This is a genomic window from Paenibacillus sp. NMA1017 (genome assembly GCF_058895805.1).
Genome location: NZ_JBZXYR010000002.1, coordinates 601,420 through 619,674, shown reverse-complemented (window position 1 = coordinate 619,674; position 18,255 = coordinate 601,420). Strand labels below are relative to the sequence as shown.

Sequence of the window (18,255 nt, the reverse complement as noted above, 5' to 3'; positions counted from 1 at the left end):
ACATGGGCTTTCGGTACAATCAAGCAGTAAGGTTTTGGTGGAGACAGGAGGCAGACCCATGAAAATAATTCCGGAAATGCTTCGCGAAGGGTCGGCTTTGGCAGAAGATTATATACAGGGTACAGGACGCGCAAGCGACTTGTATGAATATAATGTGCTGCACGCCGATGCTTATGCCCAACGGGCGAAGTGGCTGGATAAGACGGGGCATCTGCGATTAAGCCGTAAGGATGTCGTAGCATGTCTTCGTATATACAATGAGAAGTACAATTCGTATGAGGCGGTTCGTGCTTCATTGGACCGTCTGGAAAGTCCAGATGCCTTAGTAGTAGCTGGCGGGCAGCAAAGCGGATTGTTCACAGGTCCGATGCTGGTCATTTACAAAGCTGCTACCCTAATTAAGGCGGCGAGAGAAGCTGAGGAACGGCTTGGACGTCCGGTTATTCCCGTCTTCTGGATTGCTGGCGAAGATCATGACTGGGACGAGGTCAATCATACATACGTAATGGCAAATGACCCACAAGCCGTCAAAATCAAGCTGAATAAGCAACCTGAACGCCGTTCTTCGGTTAGTGCCATTAAAGTTGACACTGTTGAGTGGAAGCAAGCGATAGCGGATATAGAGCAAAGCTTACCAGATTCAGAACATAAGGCTGATATAATGTGCATGATTGAGAACGGGCTAACGGATTCATATGGACTGAGTGAAGCCTTTGCCAAGTTGCTGGGCCTTTTGTTCGGCACCTATGGATTAGTACTCTTGGATTCTGCAGATCCTTCGCTACGCAAGCTGGAAGCATCCGTTTTTAAGCAACTGGTTCAGCACAATGATGAGTTGGAGCAGGCTTACCGGACGACTGCTGCTCGGATCGTAGATTATGGATATCATTTACAAGCCGATGTGCATGAAGGTGGCGCGAATCTCTTTTATATCTATGAAGATGAACGCTTGCTGCTTTTCAAAAAAGCTGGGCTATTCACGGATCGGCACGGTCTGGTGGCGTTTACTGTGGATGAACTGCTTGAAGAGATAGATAGACATCCCGAACGTTTTAGTAACAATGTGCTAACTCGTCCTATAATGCAGGATTCACTGTTTCCGGTGCTGGCATCTGTGCTGGGTCTAGGAGAGATTGCTTACTGGGCGATTACACGGGATGCTTTCGGGGTGTTGGAGATGCAGATGCCGATACTGCTGCCACGAATGTCTTTTACGTTGGTAGAGCCAGGTGTGGAGAAGCATATGCTTAAGTATGAATTGAGTTTTGGTCAAGTTAGAGACGGACTTGAGGAACGGAAAAAGCAATGGATCGCCACTCTAGATCAGCTTGGAATGCAGGATCAGTTTTCCGGGGCTAAGGAAGCTTTTGTCCGCATGTACGAACCGCTTCTGCAGCAGACAGGTTTGATTGAAAAAGGTTTGCTACGGCTCGGACAAACCAACCGCGATAAGATTCTGGCACAGATCGCCTATCTGGAGGCAAAAGTTCAGGAAGCGTTGCTTCGGCAAAATGAAACAGCACTTCGCCAGTGGGACCGTATTGAATGGTCGATTTTTCCGTTTGGACAGCCGCAGGAGCGGGCGTATACGATCTATCATTTTCTGAACCGTCATGGTCTCAGCCTGATTGATATGATTATGAATGTACCATTGGATCTGACGGGTACGCATCGTGTTATTTATGTGTGATTTATTATTTTATATAGGATTTATCATGGTGCAAATTTAACCAATATGAAGGAGGAAACAAAGTATGACTTCCCATTCTCTGCAAAATAGCATAGTTCACGATCTTAAATTGGCCCCTGAAGGTCATTTGAAAATTGATTGGGTAGAAGCCCATATGCCGGTATTGAACCGTATACGTCAACAATTTGAGCAAGAGCAGCCTTTTGCTGGTCTGAAGGTAACCATCTGTCTACATCTGGAGGCCAAAACGGCTTACCTGGCTAAAGTGGTACAAGCAGGTGGAGCGCAGGTAACTATTACGGGGAGTAATCCATTGTCCACACAAGATGATGTTTGCGCCGCATTAGTTGAAGATGGCGTTACAGTATTAGCTAAATACAATCCAGACCCAGAAGAATTCAAGAATTTGCAAATCAAGGCACTGGAAACAAAGCCGGACCTCATTATAGATGATGGTGGTGACTTGGTTACTCTGTTGCAATCCGAACGGCCTGATCTGATTTCTACGATCCGTGGGGGAGCAGAGGAGACAACTACTGGTATTATTCGTTTGAAGGCATTGGAAAAAGAAGGGCAACTCCACTTTCCAATGGTGGCTGTTAATGATGCTTATTGCAAATATTTGTTTGACAACCGCTATGGTACAGGACAGTCAGCTTTCGACGGCATTATTCGTACGACTAATCTGGTTGTGGCAGGAAGTACAGTGGTTGTGGTAGGTTATGGCTGGTGTGGCAAAGGGGTTGCAATGCGTGCGAAAGGGTTGGGAGCCAACGTTGTTGTAACAGAAGTTGATCCAATCAAGGCAGTAGAAGCCCATATGGATGGTTTCCATGTGTTGCCGATGGTAGAGGCTGCCAAACTGGGTGATTTCTTTATTACAGTAACTGGAAACAAGGCTGTAATTACAGGAGAACACTTTGATGTGATGAAGGATGGAGCTGTGCTGTGTAACGCAGGGCATTTTGATGTGGAGGTTAGTAAGCCTGAGCTTGCTAAACGTTCTGAATCCATTCGTACAGTGCGTCGCAATATCGAGGAATATCGCTTTAAAGATGGACGCAAAATGTATTTGCTGGCAGAAGGACGCCTGGTGAATCTAGCCGCTGCCGATGGTCATCCTGCGGAAATTATGGATACGACATTTGCGCTTCAGGCGCTTGGCTTGAAATATGTGAATGATCGTTATAATGAGCTTGGCAAAGCCGTTATTAATGTACCTTATGAAATTGATGAGCAGGTAGCTCGATTCAAGCTTGATAGTCTGGGAATCCAAATTGACACGTTAACTGAAGACCAAAAGGTCTATTTGGACAGCTGGAACGCGTAATCGGATTTTTTCGTCACGATGTCTGCTGCAAAAGTGTTGCGTTTTTATTGCAAGTGTTTGTTTAGGTTGACATAATGGACAGAGAGTAAGCCCTTTATTCCGTGTTGTTTCGAAACCTGATGCATATTGTCGGGGGCCGGCTTCATAGGATAAGGGGCTTTTTTGCATCTTGTGACGTAGGGCTACAATAACAGACATAATGGTATGGATCGGGCTTCTATCACTTTTTGGTAATGAAAAAGAGGTCTTTGATTTTTTAAAGCGAATCTATTATGCTTAGGTGGTGGAAAGTGGGCCAAAGTGGGAGAATGGGGTAAGGGGTGACGAAACCAATGTTTATGGGGGAGTTCCAACATAGCATTGATGAGAAGGGTCGGCTTACTGTACCGGCCAAGTTTCGTGAACTTCTCGGTGCCTCGTTCGTGATTACCCGCGGGCTGGACCAATGCCTCTTCGTGTATCCCATGGATGAGTGGGCTGTCATGGAGAAAAAACTTAAAGCACTGCCTCTGATGAAGGCCGATGCGCGGGCGTTTACCCGTTTTTTTTTCTCGGGGGCGACTGAATGCGAATTGGACAAACAGGGCAGGGTAAATTTACCGGGGAATTTGTGCGAATACGCCAAGCTTACTAAAGAGTGCGTCGTATTGGGAGTGTCCACCCGTGTAGAGATTTGGAGCAAGCATACTTGGGAGCAATATTTCAACCAATCAGAAGAAGCATTTAACGACATTGCTGAGAAATTGGTTGATTTCAACTTTGAATTGTAATTTAGGAGGTCAGCCGTTTGTTTCACCACATTACCGTACTCAAAGAAGAAGCAACACAGGCACTAAACATCAGGCAGGACGGGATTTATGTGGACTGCACGTTGGGAGGGGCAGGACACAGTTCCGTCATTGCATCACAGCTTGGCCCTGAGGGAAGGCTCATTGCCTTTGATCAGGACGACTGGGCATTGAACAATGCGCGAGAGAAGCTGTCAGCCTATGAAGGAAAGATTTCATTAGTGAAATCCAACTTCCGCCACTTGCAGGACAAGCTGGCCGAACTGGGATTGCCCGAAAAAGACGGCGTCCCGCAGGTCCAGGGTATTTTGTTCGATCTGGGTGTATCCTCGCCCCAGTTCGATGAGGGGGAACGGGGATTTAGCTACAATCATGATGCGCCGCTTGATATGCGGATGGATCAGAGTAGCTCGCTTACGGCTTACGAAATTGTCAATGAATGGTCGGAAGCAGAGATTGCGCGTATTTTGTTTCATTACGGAGAAGAGAAGTTTTCACGACGGATCGCGAAGATCATGATTGAACGTCGATTGAACAAGCCTATTCACACAACAGGGGAACTTGTCGATATTATCAAAGAAGGAATTCCGGCTGCGGCACGCAGAACCGGGGGACATCCGGCTAAACGCAGTTTCCAGGCTTTGCGGATTGCTGTGAATGATGAGCTGGGTGCACTGGAAGATACTTTGCATCAGGCAATAAGATGTCTGGCTCCAGGAGGCAGAATTTCGGTCATTACATTCCATTCTCTGGAGGATCGGATATGCAAGCATATTTTCAAGGAGTATTTGGCGAAAAGCATCTATCCATCTGATTTGCCTATTTTGGAGGACAAAATAATAGGCGATCTGAAGCTGGTGAACCGTAAGCCGATTGTGGCGTCAGAGCAGGAATTGGAGCTTAATCCACGGTCCCGGTCAGCGAAGCTGAGAGTTGCCGAAAAATTGTAAATTTAATGGAGAAGGAGAGGCGACATGGCTTATACACGCGGTAATTTGGCTGTAAAAGAAAGAGCCCGTCAGGAACAGGTTCAGCAACAACGGTATCGTGAGACCACCAAAGTCGTTACACGCCGCAGAGAGCTGCCGATTCGAGAAAAGCTGCTGTATCTATTGACACTTGTAGCGTGCATTGTCATTGCTGGTATGTTGATTGGCAGATACGCTCACATTTATCAAATCAATTATTCGATTAATACGGCAAGCAAGGACATTTCCAAATTACAGACCAATATCGCCCAACTGAAGATTCAAAAGGAGCGTCTGGAAAATCAGATCGTGCCGACTGCAAAGGAACAGGGATATATCGAACCAACAAGAGAGCCCATTCGTGTGGAAAAGCAGGCTGCCAAATAGTTAAGGGCATAGCATCAAGCTATGCTCTGACGTACATTTTTTTTGCAGAGAGGTTTGAGCTATGGTCAAAAGAATAAAGCTTCGCACACTGCTGATAGGGGGATGTATTACCCTCTTTTTTCTTGTTCTGCTACTTAAGGTATTTTGGATTCAAGTTGTGAGCGGGGAGTACTGGCATAACCAGGTAGTTACTCAAGTAGAAAGAGATCAGGTGATTCAGCCCAAGCGTGGAACCATTACGGACCGTAAAGGGAACGTATTGGCTACGGATGCACCGGCTTATACGGTAGTTGTCAATCCTAGTATCATTCAGGAGTATGATCTGGAAAATGAAGTTGTAGCCAAGCTGCACCAGTTACTCAAAACGCCTGAAGATGAGCTGAGAGGACATCTTTCTGCAAAGGATAAAAAGGGGAACTACTTAAAAAATCGCGAGATTCGTAATGGGGGCTGGAAGGTAGATCCTGAGATCAAGGCACAAGTGGATACGTTTAAAGAGTATTTAAAGGATAAGTATGAAGTAATTGGAGCTGTGGACACTGTTCAAGAATCCAAACGCTATTATCCGGAAAATAAGTTGGCTTCCCATGTTCTTGGCTATCAAAGAAAAGATGGCACAGCAGGTATGGGGTTGGAAGCTTATTATGATAAAGAGCTCTCGGGCACGGCTGGAAAGCTGCTGTATCAGCGGGATCGGAAGGGAGTTCCTCTGCAAGGATCGGAAAGTGTCTATGAGCCGGCACAAAATGGTAAAAATTTAAAGCTGACGATTGACGATACGATTCAGTATTATATAGAGGACGCCATGCAGGAAGCTATTGCAAAATACAACCCGAAAACGATGACTGTAGTAGCTGCTGATCCCCAGACGATGGATGTTCTTGGTATGGCAACTTATCCGAATTTTAATCCCAATACATATGGGAGTACACCCTTGGAATATTTCCGTAATAATGCTACTCAATCTATCTACGAGCCTGGCTCCACGTTTAAGATTGTCACCTTGGCAGCTGCGGTTCAAGAAAAGGTGTTCAATCCAAATGAATCTTACCAATCTGGTATGATTCGGGTCGGAGGCTGGGATATTCGTGATGTAAGCCGCAACTGGGGAACGTTAACCTATCTTCAGGGAGTCAAGCGCTCAAGTAACGTCGGTTTCGTCCATCTGGGACTGGATAAGTTGGGTGGCGAGAGACTGAAAAAATATATTAATAATTTTGGATTCGGCGTGAAAACGGGCATTGATCTTCCGAGTGAGTCTACCGGAGCTATTACATTCCATACCCAGTACAAATCCGAGGTCGCAACGGCTTCATATGGACACGGACGTGTTCAGGTGACGCCAATCCAGCAGGTAGCGGCCATCTCGGCAATTGCTAACGGGGGGAAGCTGATGCAGCCTCATCTGGTGAAGGAAATCATGAACCCAGATACAGGCGAAGTTCAGACGATTCAACCGAAGGAAGTTCGCCAAGTGATTACTCGGGAATCGGCAGTCCAGACAAGCAGCTATCTGGAGCAGGTCGTATCTGACCAAGAAATTGGTACGGGACGCCTTGCTTATATTGACGGATATCGTGTAGCTGGTAAAACAGGTACAGCGACAAAGGTCGTCGGAAAAGTATATGACCATTCGAAGGATGTCGTGTCCTTTATAGGTTTTGCACCGGTAAATGATCCGAAAATAGCTGTTTTGGTTGTTATGGACGAACCTAACAAATCGGTAGGCGGCGGTACAGCAGCAGCACCTGTATTTAAAAAAATCGTATCCCAATCGTTGCAATATATGGGTGTTCCAAAAACGGGAACTAAAACGAATAAGTCAGGTGGCGCTGTTGTAAAAACGGTGAATTTGCCAACGGTACCACAATTAACTGGTCAGGTGAAGAAGGATGCGCAAAACGCATTGCTCAAACAGGGGATTGCCTATGAAACGGTAGGCAAAGGCTCCAAAATTGTTCGCCAGTATCCTGAAGCAGGCGTCAAAATGAAACCCGGACAACGCATTTACTTGCTGACTGAGGATAGTGCCAACATGACTATTCCTGATTTTACAGGTGTTTCGTTGCGTGACACACTTCAAGTTCTGACGCTTATGAAGGTTGGTGTGCAGGTAAGCGGCGAAGGTTATGTTGTCTCTCAAAAGGCGCAAATGGTAAATGGAAAGCGGATTGTCAGTGTGACGCTTCAGCCGGCCAAAGAAACGGTGACCGGAGTGAAACCGGAGGAAACACAGGACTCGACCAATGGAGTTGCAGCTAACCAGACTGGCAGCGCAACAAAAACGGAGGCCGATACTAAAACCGAATCTGGTACTACTGCCGAGGCTGGAACAGCCGTGGGAACTCCTAAGAGAGGAATATCGGCTGTTGCAGATGAGAAAAGTGCTGCTGCGATTAAAGGCGAGGATAACTGATAGCTTGTTCTAATGTCCGTTCTTTTGAATATTCATGAGGTAAGACATGTCATGAGTATTTGAGGAACGGAGGGAGCGCGTTTGAAAAAATCTAACGTGACCATGCGGCGGAGGCTGGTATGGGGGCTAATGGGATTATTTGTACTGTTTGCGGCCTTGTCGATCCGGCTCGCCTATGTTCAATTGGGTAAAGGAGGCGAGCTCTCGGCCAAGGCTGAGGATTCGTGGCGCCGCAATATTCCATTTGCCGCCAAGCGTGGCGAAATTTTGGATCGTCAGGGTACGGCGCTGACCTACAATGTCAGTTCGCCGACAGTCATGGCGATACCAGTACAAATTAAGAAGCCGGAAGAAACGGCACGCAGGCTGGCGCCCTTGCTGGATATGAGTGAGGATAAAGTGCTCAAGCTGATTACCAAACGAACAGCAAGCCAAAAACTTCAGCCCGGCGGACGAAAAATTACGATGGAGAAAGCGCAGCAAATTCGTGATTTGAAGCTGCCGGGTATCGTTGTTGCTGAAGACAACAAACGTTATTATCCTTATGGTGATCTAGCGGCTCATATTCTTGGGTTTACTGGAATTGATAATCAAGGGCTGACAGGCGTAGAGAAGCAGCAAAACAGTAAGCTTCGGGGAATCGACGGAAGCATTGCGTATTTATCGGATGCAGGTGGTCGTCTGATGCCTGGTTCTTCTGAAAAATACATTGAACCGAAGGATGGACTGAATTTACAATTAACCATTGATAAGTCTGTACAGTCCATTATGGAACGGGAGCTTGACCAAGCCATGGTCAAATTTCAGGCGAAGTCCGCGTTGTCTATAGCTATGAACCCTAAGACGGGTGAAATATTAGGCATGGCTGGACGACCAAGCTATGAGCCAGCGCTATACAAGCAATATGCGCCTGAAATCTACAATCGAAATCTGCCTATCTGGATGACATATGAACCTGGGTCTACCTTCAAAATTATTACACTGGCGGCTGCCTTGGAAGAAAAGAAGGTCAATCTCAAAAATGACCGTTTTTTTGATCCGGGATATATTGAAGTCGGTGGAGCACGCCTGCGTTGCTGGAAGAAAGGCGGACATGGAAGCCAAACGTTCCTTCAAGTGGTGGAGAATTCTTGCAACCCCGGTTTTGTAACATTAGGGCAGCGATTAGGTAAAGAAACACTGTTCAAATACATTCGCAATTTTGGCTTCGGCAGCAAAACGGGGATTGACATGATTGGTGAGGGCAACGGCATTTTGTTCAAGCTTCCTCAGGTCGGTCCTGTAGAGCTGGCGACAACCGCTTTTGGTCAAGGGGTGTCTGTCACTCCGATCCAGCAGGTTACGGCTGTATCAGCGGCAATCAATGGCGGTAATCTTTATAAGCCTCACATTACAAAAGGTTGGGTTCAGCCGGGAACCGGAAAAGTGCTGGAAAAAGTAGAACCAGAACTGGTACGTAGGGTTATTTCAGAGGAAACCTCCCGACAGGTAAGGGAAGCGCTGGAAAGCGTCGTTGCTAAAGGTACAGGTCGTCCTGCTTTCATTGAAGGCTACCGGGTGGGTGGTAAAACGGGGACAGCACAAAAGGTGATTAACGGGCGTTATTCTTCCTCGGAGCATATTGTATCCTTTATTGGTTTTGCACCGGCGGATGATCCGCAAATCGTCGTCTATACCGCTGTCGATAACCCGAAGGGCATTCAATTCGGCGGGGTGGTTGCTGCGCCAATCGTGCAAAATATTTTAAAAGACGCGCTGATTGCCTTGAAAATACCACCTCGCACCAATCAAATTGCCAAAGAGTACAAGTATGGAGAAAATCCAATCGAAACGGTACCTGATCTGGTAGGTGCTACTGTAGCTGATTTGTACGAAGATATGAATATGAACTTTATGCTCGTAAAATCCGGGTCAGGCAAGACGGTCGTGAGTCAGGCGCCGAAGCCGGGCTCCAGATTGGAGCGGGGATCAACGATCCGTATTTACATGGGGGATTGATAGGTTCATTTTATACCATACTATGAATAACGAGAGAGCAATGGAGGAATGAAAGATGCAGCTTCAACAATTGGCTTCACTGCTGGCCGTCTCCCGTGTGGTGGGTGACGGTACAGTGGATTGCCGAGGAATCGGGGCGGATTCACGTCGAGTGCAACAGGGAGATTTATTTCTGTGTTTGCCAGGTTTTACAGTGGACGGACATGACTATGCTGAGCAGGCAATTGCGTCCGGGGCGGCAGCTTTGGTCGTTGAACGGGAACTGGATGTACCTGTTCCGCAGCTTGTAGTTAAGGATGCACGACATGCCATGGCGGTTTTGGCGGATTATATGTTTGATTCACCGAGCCGACGCATGCGCATGATCGGCATAACCGGAACCAACGGTAAAACAACGATAACTTATCTGATTGAAAAGATCATGAAGGATGCCGGGGTGAACACCGGACTGATTGGTACGATTCAAATGCGTTACGGAGGTCAGTCTTACCCAATGTCTGGCACTACGCCTGAAGCGGTGGAACTGCAACGTTATCTCGGAAATATGGCAGAGCAGGGGGTTCAATGCTGTGTCATGGAAGTATCTTCACATGCGTTGGAGCAGGGCCGCGTCAAAGGAACTGATTTTCGCACCGCTATATTTACAAACCTGACGCAGGACCACCTGGACTACCACAACACAATGGAGGAGTACCGTGCTGCAAAAGGACTTTTGTTCTCTAGATTGGGAAATGCTTTTACGCGGGATGCATCAGATAGCAAATATGCTGTTCTGAATGCAGACGATCCGGCTTCTTCCTATTTGCAGGCTCAAACTGCGGCCCAAGTGATTACATACGGCGTGGAAAAGGAGTCTGATGTGCAGGCATCTCGTATCACTATAGGTTCCAAGGGAACCTCCTTCCATGTGTCTACTTTTAAAGGAGATACCGATATTGAGCTTCGAATGGTGGGCAAGTTCAATGTGTACAACGCACTGGCGGCCATTACAGCTGCTTTGCTGGAAGGAATCTCGCTGGCGGATATCAAGCAGAGTCTAGAGTCTATCGCAGGTGTAGATGGGCGGGTAGAGCCTGTAGATGCGGGTCAGCCCTTTGCTGTTATTGTAGATTATGCCCATACACCAGATGGATTGGAAAATGTCCTTCGCACCGTAAAGGAATTTGCGGTCGGTAAAGTATGGTGTGTATTTGGATGCGGCGGTGACCGGGATCGTACGAAACGTCCGTTGATGGGGAAAATTGCTGCGCGTTACAGCGATCATTCGTTTATTACTTCCGACAATCCGCGAACAGAGGACCCGAAAGTGATTTTGAAAGACATCGAACAAGGGCTGATTGACGAAGGTGTACCCGCAGAACGATACGAATTGGTCGTGGATCGCAGAACTGCAATTCATAAAGCTGTTGAAATGGCAAGCCCTGACGATGTAGTATTGATTGCGGGAAAAGGTCATGAGACTTACCAGTTGATCGGAAAAACGGTGCATGAATTCGATGACCGCATCGTAGCCAAAGAAGCGATAAGGGGTTTATCCAAGTGATGAAAAGAACAATCGGTCAGATTGCATCTATGTGTGGAGGAAGACTTCACGGAGAAGCGGACGCCGAACAGATGGTCGAAGGCGTTTTTACAGATTCTCGCAGGTCGCAGAGCCAAGGGTTGTTTGTTCCACTCGTGGGCGAACGGTTTGATGGGCATAATTATGTGCAGCAGATCGTAAGCGAGGCAGGTGCAGCTGCATTTTTATGGCAAAAGGATCATGGAGCACCTCCGGCTGAGAACGCTATTGAGGTAGAGGATACGTTAGAAGCCCTTCAGCATCTAGCAGCTGCATATTTACGCGAAACCGGCGTTTCTGTCGTTGGGATCACGGGAAGCAACGGCAAGACAACGACGAAAGACATCGTAAACGCTTTGCTGGGCACGACTTTTAAAGTACACAAAACCGAAGGGAATTATAACAATCATATCGGTTTGCCTTTAACGGTACTGTCCATGCCGCAGGATACAGATATTCTCATTCTGGAGATGGGCATGAGTGGACGTGGAGAGATTCGCCTGCTGGCTAATATTGCCCAACCAGATGTAGCTATCATAACGAACATAGGCGAATCGCACTTACTGCAGCTTGGTTCTCGTGCGGAAATCGCTCGTGCAAAGTTGGAAATCACAAGTGGCCTTAAGCCGGGTGGTTTGCTGATCTACAACGGGGATGAACCACTGCTTTCACAAGTGTTGGCGGAGTCTGAAACGATCAAGCCTGAAGGTTTAAAATTGTTTACGTTCGGGCTAGCTACAGGCAACGATGACTATCCAACTGAAATCACTTCGGATGGAGAAGGCAGCTTATTCATAACAGCCCAATCTGGCAAAGAGGCTTTCCGGCTTCCCTTGCTTGGACAGCACAATGTTGTAAATGGTTTGGCAGCACTGGCGGTAGCGCGTCATTTCAATGTCGATGCAGACCAAATACGTAAAGGGTTGTCGTCTTTAAAACTGACGGGCATGCGCATTGAGGTCGTGAGCTGTCCTAATGGACTTACCGTGCTAAACGACGCTTATAATGCCAGCCCGGCTTCAATGAAGGCTGCAATTCAGACGTTGTCTGCGTATAAAACGGACGGACGTAAAGTCGCCGTGCTTGGTGACATGCTGGAGCTGGGACCTGAGGAAAAGCAATTCCATGAGGAAATTGGAATTTTCGCGGCAAAGCACGACGTAGAGGTACTGTTTACCTACGGTGCGTTAGGCACTTCGATTGCGCAGGGTGCGCAAGGGTTGATGCCAACTGCTAACGTGCACGCTTATACAGATAAGCAAGAGCTGATCCAGCATTTGCAGGTTCATCTCCACCCCAATGATATTGTGCTGGTTAAGGCATCCAGAGGGATGCGACTAGAAGAAATTGTGGATGCGCTGAAAAACGGTCCGCTACAGAACTGATGTTGACGAGAGGGAGACTCCCATGGATATTCAATTATTACTGCTGACGATCGTCGTATCGTTTATACTGGCGGTCATTGCCGCTCCACTGCTCATTCCGCTGCTGCGGCGAATGAAATTCGGCCAGCAGGTCCGGGATGACGGGCCACAAAGCCATCTTAAAAAGATAGGTACGCCTACAATGGGCGGTATCGTGATTCTGGTGGCTTTTACGCTGACCTTTCTTAAGTTTTCAGCTATCAAAAATACGGACTTTTACGTTCTGCTGGTTGCTACGCTCGGTTTTGGGCTGATCGGCTTTTTGGACGACTATATCAAAATTGTATTCAAACGCTCGTTAGGTCTGACAGCGCGTCAAAAGCTGTTTGGGCAGTTATTGTTTGGCGCGATTATGTGCTGGCTTTTGTTTAGCAATGATCATAGTACTGCGATCGGCATCCCTGGAACGTCATGGTCATTTGATTGGGGCGGCTGGTTTTATTATCCGTTCATCATTATCATGATGCTGGCGATTAGCAATGCTGTCAATTTCACGGATGGGCTGGACGGGCTACTGTCTGGTACAAGTGCCATTGCCTTTGCTGCTTATGCCATTGTCGCGATTCAGGCAACCTCGCTTCCGGCTGCAGTATGCTCAGCGGCTATGATTGGCGCTGTACTCGGATTTCTCGTATATAATGCTCATCCTGCCAAGGTGTTTATGGGTGACACAGGCTCGCTGGGAATCGGCGGCGCCATAGGTGCCATTGCCATCGTTACGAAAAGTGAAATTTTGTTCCTCATTATCGGTGGTGTATTCGTAATTGAAATGCTGTCCGTGGTCTTGCAAGTAGCTTCCTTTAAAACACGTGGCAAGCGTATTTTCAAAATGAGCCCGATTCATCATCATTTCGAGCTGTCCGGCTGGTCCGAATGGCGCGTAGTTATTACATTCTGGGCTGTGGGACTGCTGTTGGCAGGACTCGGACTTTATCTCAACAAGGGGTTGTAGACAAATGAACCATCCAGACGCATACAGAGATCAGGAAGTCGTCATTATCGGTCTGGCCAAAAGCGGCGTGCAAGTTGCCAAGGTGCTGCACCAGGCCGGAGCCAAGCTGACAGTCAATGATAAAAAAGATAGGGAACAATGTCCCGAAGCTTCTGAATTAGAGGCTTTGGGAATTTCCGTTTTATGCGGGGGTCACCCTGAGGGGCTAATTCATCCTGGAGTAAAGCTGGTTGTCAAAAATCCAGGGATTCCTTATACGGCACCTCCCGTACAGAAAGCTGTCGAGCTCGGCATTGAGGTCGTGACCGAGGTTGAGGTCGCCTACCATCTATGTAAAGCTCCGATTATCGGAATTACTGGCTCCAACGGAAAGACGACCACGACCACTTGGGTAGGCAAGCTGTTGGAGGCATCCGGCATGAATCCAATCGTGGCTGGTAATATCGGTACGCCCTTATGTGAGGCGGCTGTGGACGCCAAGTCGGACGAGTGGATGGTTGTGGAGCTGAGCAGCTTTCAGTTAAAAGGAACAAAGGATTTCAAGCCCGCTGTGGCCTGTCTGCTCAATGTAGCTGAGACCCATTTGGACTACCACGGAGGCATGGAGGACTACGTTGCATCCAAGGCGCGTCTATTTGCCAATCAAACGGCGGCGGACACTGCGGTGGTGAACTGGGATGACCCCGTCTGCCGGGAGCTCGTACCCTATATAAAAGCGAAGCTGCTTCCGTTCTCTATGACAGAACGTTTGCAGGAAGGGTTGTTCGCTGACCCGCCATACATACCGGATGTGACGGACGATATTGAACGTAGCATCGTATACCGCGATGGAAATGGTGTGCTGCATCCCATTATAGGCGTAGCTGAGATTGGACTTCCGGGTCGTTTTAACGTAGAAAATGCTCTTGCTGCTTGCTCAATCGCCATTGCTGCAGGCGCAGAACCAGCAAATTTGGCGGAACCATTAAGTACTTTTCGCGGCGTAGAACATCGGCTTGAATATGTTTTAGAACACGCTGGTGTAGCTTATTACAATAATTCCAAAGCAACCAATTCGAAAGCAACAATGATGGCCTTATCCTCCTTTAAGCAGCCTATTGTACTCATTGCCGGAGGATTGGATCGCGGCTCTGATTATACAGAGCTCGTACCTTCCTTGCAGGAAGGTGTGAAAGCCGTTGTGCTCTTGGGTGAGACACGGCATAAGCTGGCTACTCGGGCCCAGCAGGCCGGAATAGAGCATGTCAAGGTCGTCGATAATGGGGAGGATGCCGCCGCTACGCTCGTGGAGGCTGTGAACAAGGCTGCTGAATTTGCTGAGTCGGGAGATGTGGTATTACTCTCACCCGCCTGTGCAAGCTGGGATATGTTCCGATCCTATGAAGAGCGTGGACGTATTTTTAAAGAGGCGGCGCATAAATTGTAAGTAGGGGGGTTGGATAAGCCCCTACTTTTATGCAAGGGGTGGCCTCCTGATGAAGCAATCTCGTCCAGCGCCGGATCTATGGCTTTTCGTCTGTATTGTAAGCTTATTAGCCATCGGCATGGTTATGGTATACAGTGCGGGCGCCGTCCTCGCTTTTCACGAGTACGGGGACTCCTACTATTTTGTAAAGCGGCAATTGCTGTTTGCAGGGCTCGGCCTTGTAGCGATGTACTTTACTGCCAGAACGGACTATCGGATCTGGCAGAAATATGCCAAGGTCGTGTTGTTGATCTGTCTAGCGCTGCTGGTTGCCGTATTAATTCCCGGCATTGGTGTAGTAAGAGGCGGGGCACGAAGCTGGCTCGGTATTAGCTCTTTCGGCATTCAGCCTTCCGAGTTTATGAAGCTGGGTATGATTCTTTTTCTCGCTCGTTGGCTCAGTCGTCCTGATTATGATATTAGCTCTTTTACGCGCGGCCTGTTGCCGCCGCTTGGACTCATGGGACTGGCTTTTGGGCTTATTATGCTCCAGCCCGATTTGGGCACAGGCACGGTAATGATGGGAGCGTCCATGCTCATCGTATTTACGGCAGGCGCGCGTATGAAGCATCTTGGTCTGTTGGCTTTGTCGGGAGCAGCAGGGTTTGCTGCACTGATTGCAGCTGCGCCTTATCGACTCCAGCGCATCACCGCTTTTCTGGACCCTTGGTCCGATCCGCTTGGCGCAGGTTATCAAATTATTCAATCGCTGTATGCGATTGGTCCTGGTGGGCTGGCGGGCTTGGGACTCGGCATGAGTCGACAAAAATATAGCTACGTTCCTGAGCCGCAGACTGATTTTATTTTTTCCATTTTGGCGGAGGAGCTTGGCTTTATCGGTGGAATGACGGTGCTGGGGCTCTTTTTGGTTCTCGTGTGGAGAGGAATGCGTGTCGCTATAACCATTCCGGATACCTATGGTAGTTTGCTTGCGGTGGGTATTGTCGCAATGGTCGCCGTACAGGTCGTCATTAATATTGGTGTCGTTATCGGTTTAATGCCGGTGACAGGAATAACACTGCCCTTAATCAGCTATGGAGGTTCTTCTCTGACCTTAATGCTAACGGCTCTGGGCATTTTACTAAATTTATCACGTTATGCGAGGTGAACGTTTATGCGCGTCGTGTTGAGCGGCGGCGGCACCGGAGGACATATTTATCCGGCGCTGGCCGTAGCCAGACAGTGCGAAGAGATTGATCCGGACGCTGAATTTTTATATATTGGCGGTCAAAGAGGGCTCGAAAGTAAGTTGGTTCCTCAGGAAAAAATTCCATTTGAGGCTATTGATATCACAGGATTTCGCCGCAGCTTGTCTGTGGAAAATATAAAAACGATCATGCGCTTCCTCAAAGGGGTTCGCAGATCCAAAGCATTATTAAAAAAATTTAAGCCAGATGTCGTTATTGGCACTGGGGGATATGTATGCGGCCCCGTCGTTTATGCAGCTTCCAAGTTGGGAATTCCCAGCATTATTCATGAGCAAAATGCAATTCCAGGGTTGACTAATACATTTCTGAGTCGCTATGTGGATACAGTAGCTGTTAGCTTTGAAGGCTCAGAAGGAGCTTTCCCCAAAGCTAAAAATGTACTGTACACCGGGAACCCGCGTGCTACAACAGTTCGTTTGGCTAACCGGGATCGGGGATTTGCTACTATTGGGGTTCCGATGAACAGCTCGGTCGTCCTTGTGGTCGGTGGCAGCAGGGGAGCGAAGGCTATTAATGACGCCATGATTGCAATGGCTCCGCAACTTTCGCAACTGAAAGACGTCCATTTTGTATATGTAACCGGTGAATCTTATTATGAGCAAACGCTGGATAGCATACGGAATCAGATCGGCTCATTGCCCAATCATCTACATGTGCTTCCCTATATTCACAATATGCCAGAGGTGCTGGCCTGTACTTCTTTAATTGTTAATCGCGCAGGTGCGTCCTTCTTGGCAGAGATCACATCGCTCGGCATTCCGTCCATTCTGATCCCATCACCTAATGTGACGAATAACCATCAGGAGGCTAATGCTCGTACGCTTGAAAAGGCAGGAGCATCCGTCATGATTGTAGAAAAGGAACTGAGTGGCCCGGTCCTGTTTCAATCCATAGCAGGAATTATGAAGGATAAGGCATGGCGGAGTCGCATGGCGGAGTCGGCGTCTGCGCTTGGCAAGCCTGATTCAGCGGATATTTTAGTAAAAGAAATGGAACGTCTTGCCCATAAAAGGTAGTCTGCAGCGCAGAATTGGGCGGTTGTCACACACCGGATGGTATTTACATAGGATACCCTATAGATTGTGACCATCACTCAGGCTGCCGGTTGTCAGGTGAGAGCCTTACAACCATGCGGGGCAAGCAACAAGGAGGTTTCAGTACAATGCAGCAATGGATGCCATTATTAGCGGAGCATGATATCGGAAAAGTGCTGGAGCATGAGCCGCTGTCCAAATATACGACATGGAAGATTGGAGGCCCTGCGGATGCACTTGTCATCCCGGATACCAAAGAGCAGCTGGCAAGAGTTTTGAAGCTGGCTAGCGAGCACGGAATTCCCTGGATGCAGTTGGGGCGGGGCTCCAACATGCTCGTCTCTGACAAAGGGATACGGGGACTTGTGATCAAGCTGGGGCCAGGATTTGATTATGTTCATTTTGAAGATGAACAGATCGTTGCTGGAGGAGGCGTTTCACTGGTCAAACTGTGCGTTATGGCCAGCAAGCAGGGCCTGTCCGGCCTTGAATTTGCTGGTGGTATCCCAGGATCGGTCGGTGGGGCTGTCTACATGAACGCCGGTGCCCATGGGTCTGATGTGTCACAAATATTCCAGTCCGCTGAGATTGTGCTGGATACAGGGGAATTGGCTGTGTACGATGCCGAGAATATGCATTTCAGCTATCGTCACTCCGTGTTGCATGAGCAACGTGGAATGGTGACAGAGGCAGTGTTTCGGATGAAGCGGGGCGACCGCGAAGAGATTTCAGCAGCACTTGCGGCTTTTAAAGACCGTCGCCGGCTGACCCAGCCGCTACAGTTAGCTTGTGCAGGAAGCGTGTTCCGTAATCCTCCAGGAGACTATGCTGCTCGTCTTATTGAAAGCGCAGGTCTCAAGGGCTTGAAGGCGGGAGGCGCAGAGGTATCTGTACAGCATGCCAATTTCATTGTAAATACCGGTCAAGCGACAGCAGAGGACGTGCTTACCCTAATGAAGCATATTCAAAGTACAATATCATCTCAAACCGGCATCAAGCTAGTTCCGGAGGTTTTCGTAGTGGGTGAGCGGTAA

At 48.2% G+C, this 18,255-nt stretch carries 14 protein-coding genes; all 14 read left to right on the top strand.

Translation table 11 applies throughout. The features are described from left to right. The first annotated feature begins 58 nt into the window (after positions 1–58). The 14 genes from bshC (at position 59) to murB (ending at position 18,255) form a co-directional block, all read left to right on the top strand. Positions 59–1,690 (top strand): bacillithiol biosynthesis cysteine-adding enzyme BshC, encoded by a 1,632-nt coding sequence (bshC, locus tag AC5ELV_RS08030; RefSeq protein WP_493429782.1) that lies wholly within the window; start codon positions 59–61, stop codon positions 1,688–1,690. 64 nt (positions 1,691–1,754) lie between these two features. Then, entirely contained in the window at positions 1,755–3,020 is a 1,266-nt protein-coding gene (locus AC5ELV_RS08025) for an adenosylhomocysteinase (RefSeq protein WP_318627862.1), read from the top strand. A 332-nt stretch (positions 3,021–3,352) separates the two neighbouring features. After that, entirely contained in the window at positions 3,353–3,790 is a 438-nt protein-coding gene (gene mraZ / locus AC5ELV_RS08020) for a division/cell wall cluster transcriptional repressor MraZ (protein ID WP_493429871.1), read from the top strand. Between the two features lie 17 nt (positions 3,791–3,807). Then, a complete protein-coding gene (rsmH, locus tag AC5ELV_RS08015) occupies positions 3,808–4,758 on the top strand; it encodes a 16S rRNA (cytosine(1402)-N(4))-methyltransferase RsmH (RefSeq protein WP_493429781.1) in 951 nt (316 codons plus the stop codon). 24 nt (positions 4,759–4,782) lie between these two features. Beyond that, positions 4,783–5,163, top strand: a complete 381-nt coding sequence (locus AC5ELV_RS08010; RefSeq protein WP_029517759.1) for a type VI secretion system membrane subunit TssM — start codon at positions 4,783–4,785, stop codon at positions 5,161–5,163. A 61-nt stretch (positions 5,164–5,224) separates the two neighbouring features. Continuing rightward, positions 5,225–7,579, top strand: a complete 2,355-nt coding sequence (locus AC5ELV_RS08005; protein WP_493429780.1) for a penicillin-binding transpeptidase domain-containing protein — start codon at positions 5,225–5,227, stop codon at positions 7,577–7,579. 81 nt (positions 7,580–7,660) lie between these two features. Next, positions 7,661–9,577, top strand: a complete 1,917-nt coding sequence (locus AC5ELV_RS08000) for a stage V sporulation protein D (protein ID WP_250239533.1) — start codon at positions 7,661–7,663, stop codon at positions 9,575–9,577. Positions 9,578–9,632: 55 nt separating this feature from the next. Then, positions 9,633–11,120 carry a UDP-N-acetylmuramoyl-L-alanyl-D-glutamate--2,6-diaminopimelate ligase gene (locus AC5ELV_RS07995; RefSeq protein ID WP_493429779.1) on the top strand — a complete coding sequence of 496 codons (1,488 nt, stop codon included), beginning with the start codon at positions 9,633–9,635 and terminating at the stop codon, positions 11,118–11,120. Beyond that, positions 11,120–12,523 (top strand): UDP-N-acetylmuramoyl-tripeptide--D-alanyl-D-alanine ligase, encoded by a 1,404-nt coding sequence (locus AC5ELV_RS07990; protein WP_493429870.1) that lies wholly within the window; start codon positions 11,120–11,122, stop codon positions 12,521–12,523. The genes AC5ELV_RS07995 and AC5ELV_RS07990 overlap by 1 nt, the downstream gene beginning before the upstream one ends. A gap of 22 nt (positions 12,524–12,545) precedes the next feature. After that, positions 12,546–13,514: a phospho-N-acetylmuramoyl-pentapeptide-transferase gene (gene mraY / locus AC5ELV_RS07985; protein ID WP_493429778.1), complete on the top strand. Its 969-nt coding sequence runs from the start codon at positions 12,546–12,548 to the stop codon at positions 13,512–13,514. A 4-nt stretch (positions 13,515–13,518) separates the two neighbouring features. Further along, positions 13,519–14,940 (top strand): UDP-N-acetylmuramoyl-L-alanine--D-glutamate ligase, encoded by a 1,422-nt coding sequence (gene murD, locus AC5ELV_RS07980; RefSeq protein ID WP_493429777.1) that lies wholly within the window; start codon positions 13,519–13,521, stop codon positions 14,938–14,940. A gap of 49 nt (positions 14,941–14,989) precedes the next feature. Beyond that, positions 14,990–16,087 carry a stage V sporulation protein E gene (gene spoVE / locus AC5ELV_RS07975; protein ID WP_061828513.1) on the top strand — a complete coding sequence of 366 codons (1,098 nt, stop codon included), beginning with the start codon at positions 14,990–14,992 and terminating at the stop codon, positions 16,085–16,087. Between the two features lie 6 nt (positions 16,088–16,093). After that, positions 16,094–17,203 (top strand): undecaprenyldiphospho-muramoylpentapeptide beta-N-acetylglucosaminyltransferase, encoded by a 1,110-nt coding sequence (gene murG / locus AC5ELV_RS07970; RefSeq protein WP_493429776.1) that lies wholly within the window; start codon positions 16,094–16,096, stop codon positions 17,201–17,203. 146 nt (positions 17,204–17,349) lie between these two features. Beyond that, complete coding sequence (gene murB / locus AC5ELV_RS07965) at positions 17,350–18,255, top strand: UDP-N-acetylmuramate dehydrogenase (RefSeq protein WP_029517752.1); 906 nt, start codon at positions 17,350–17,352, stop codon at positions 18,253–18,255.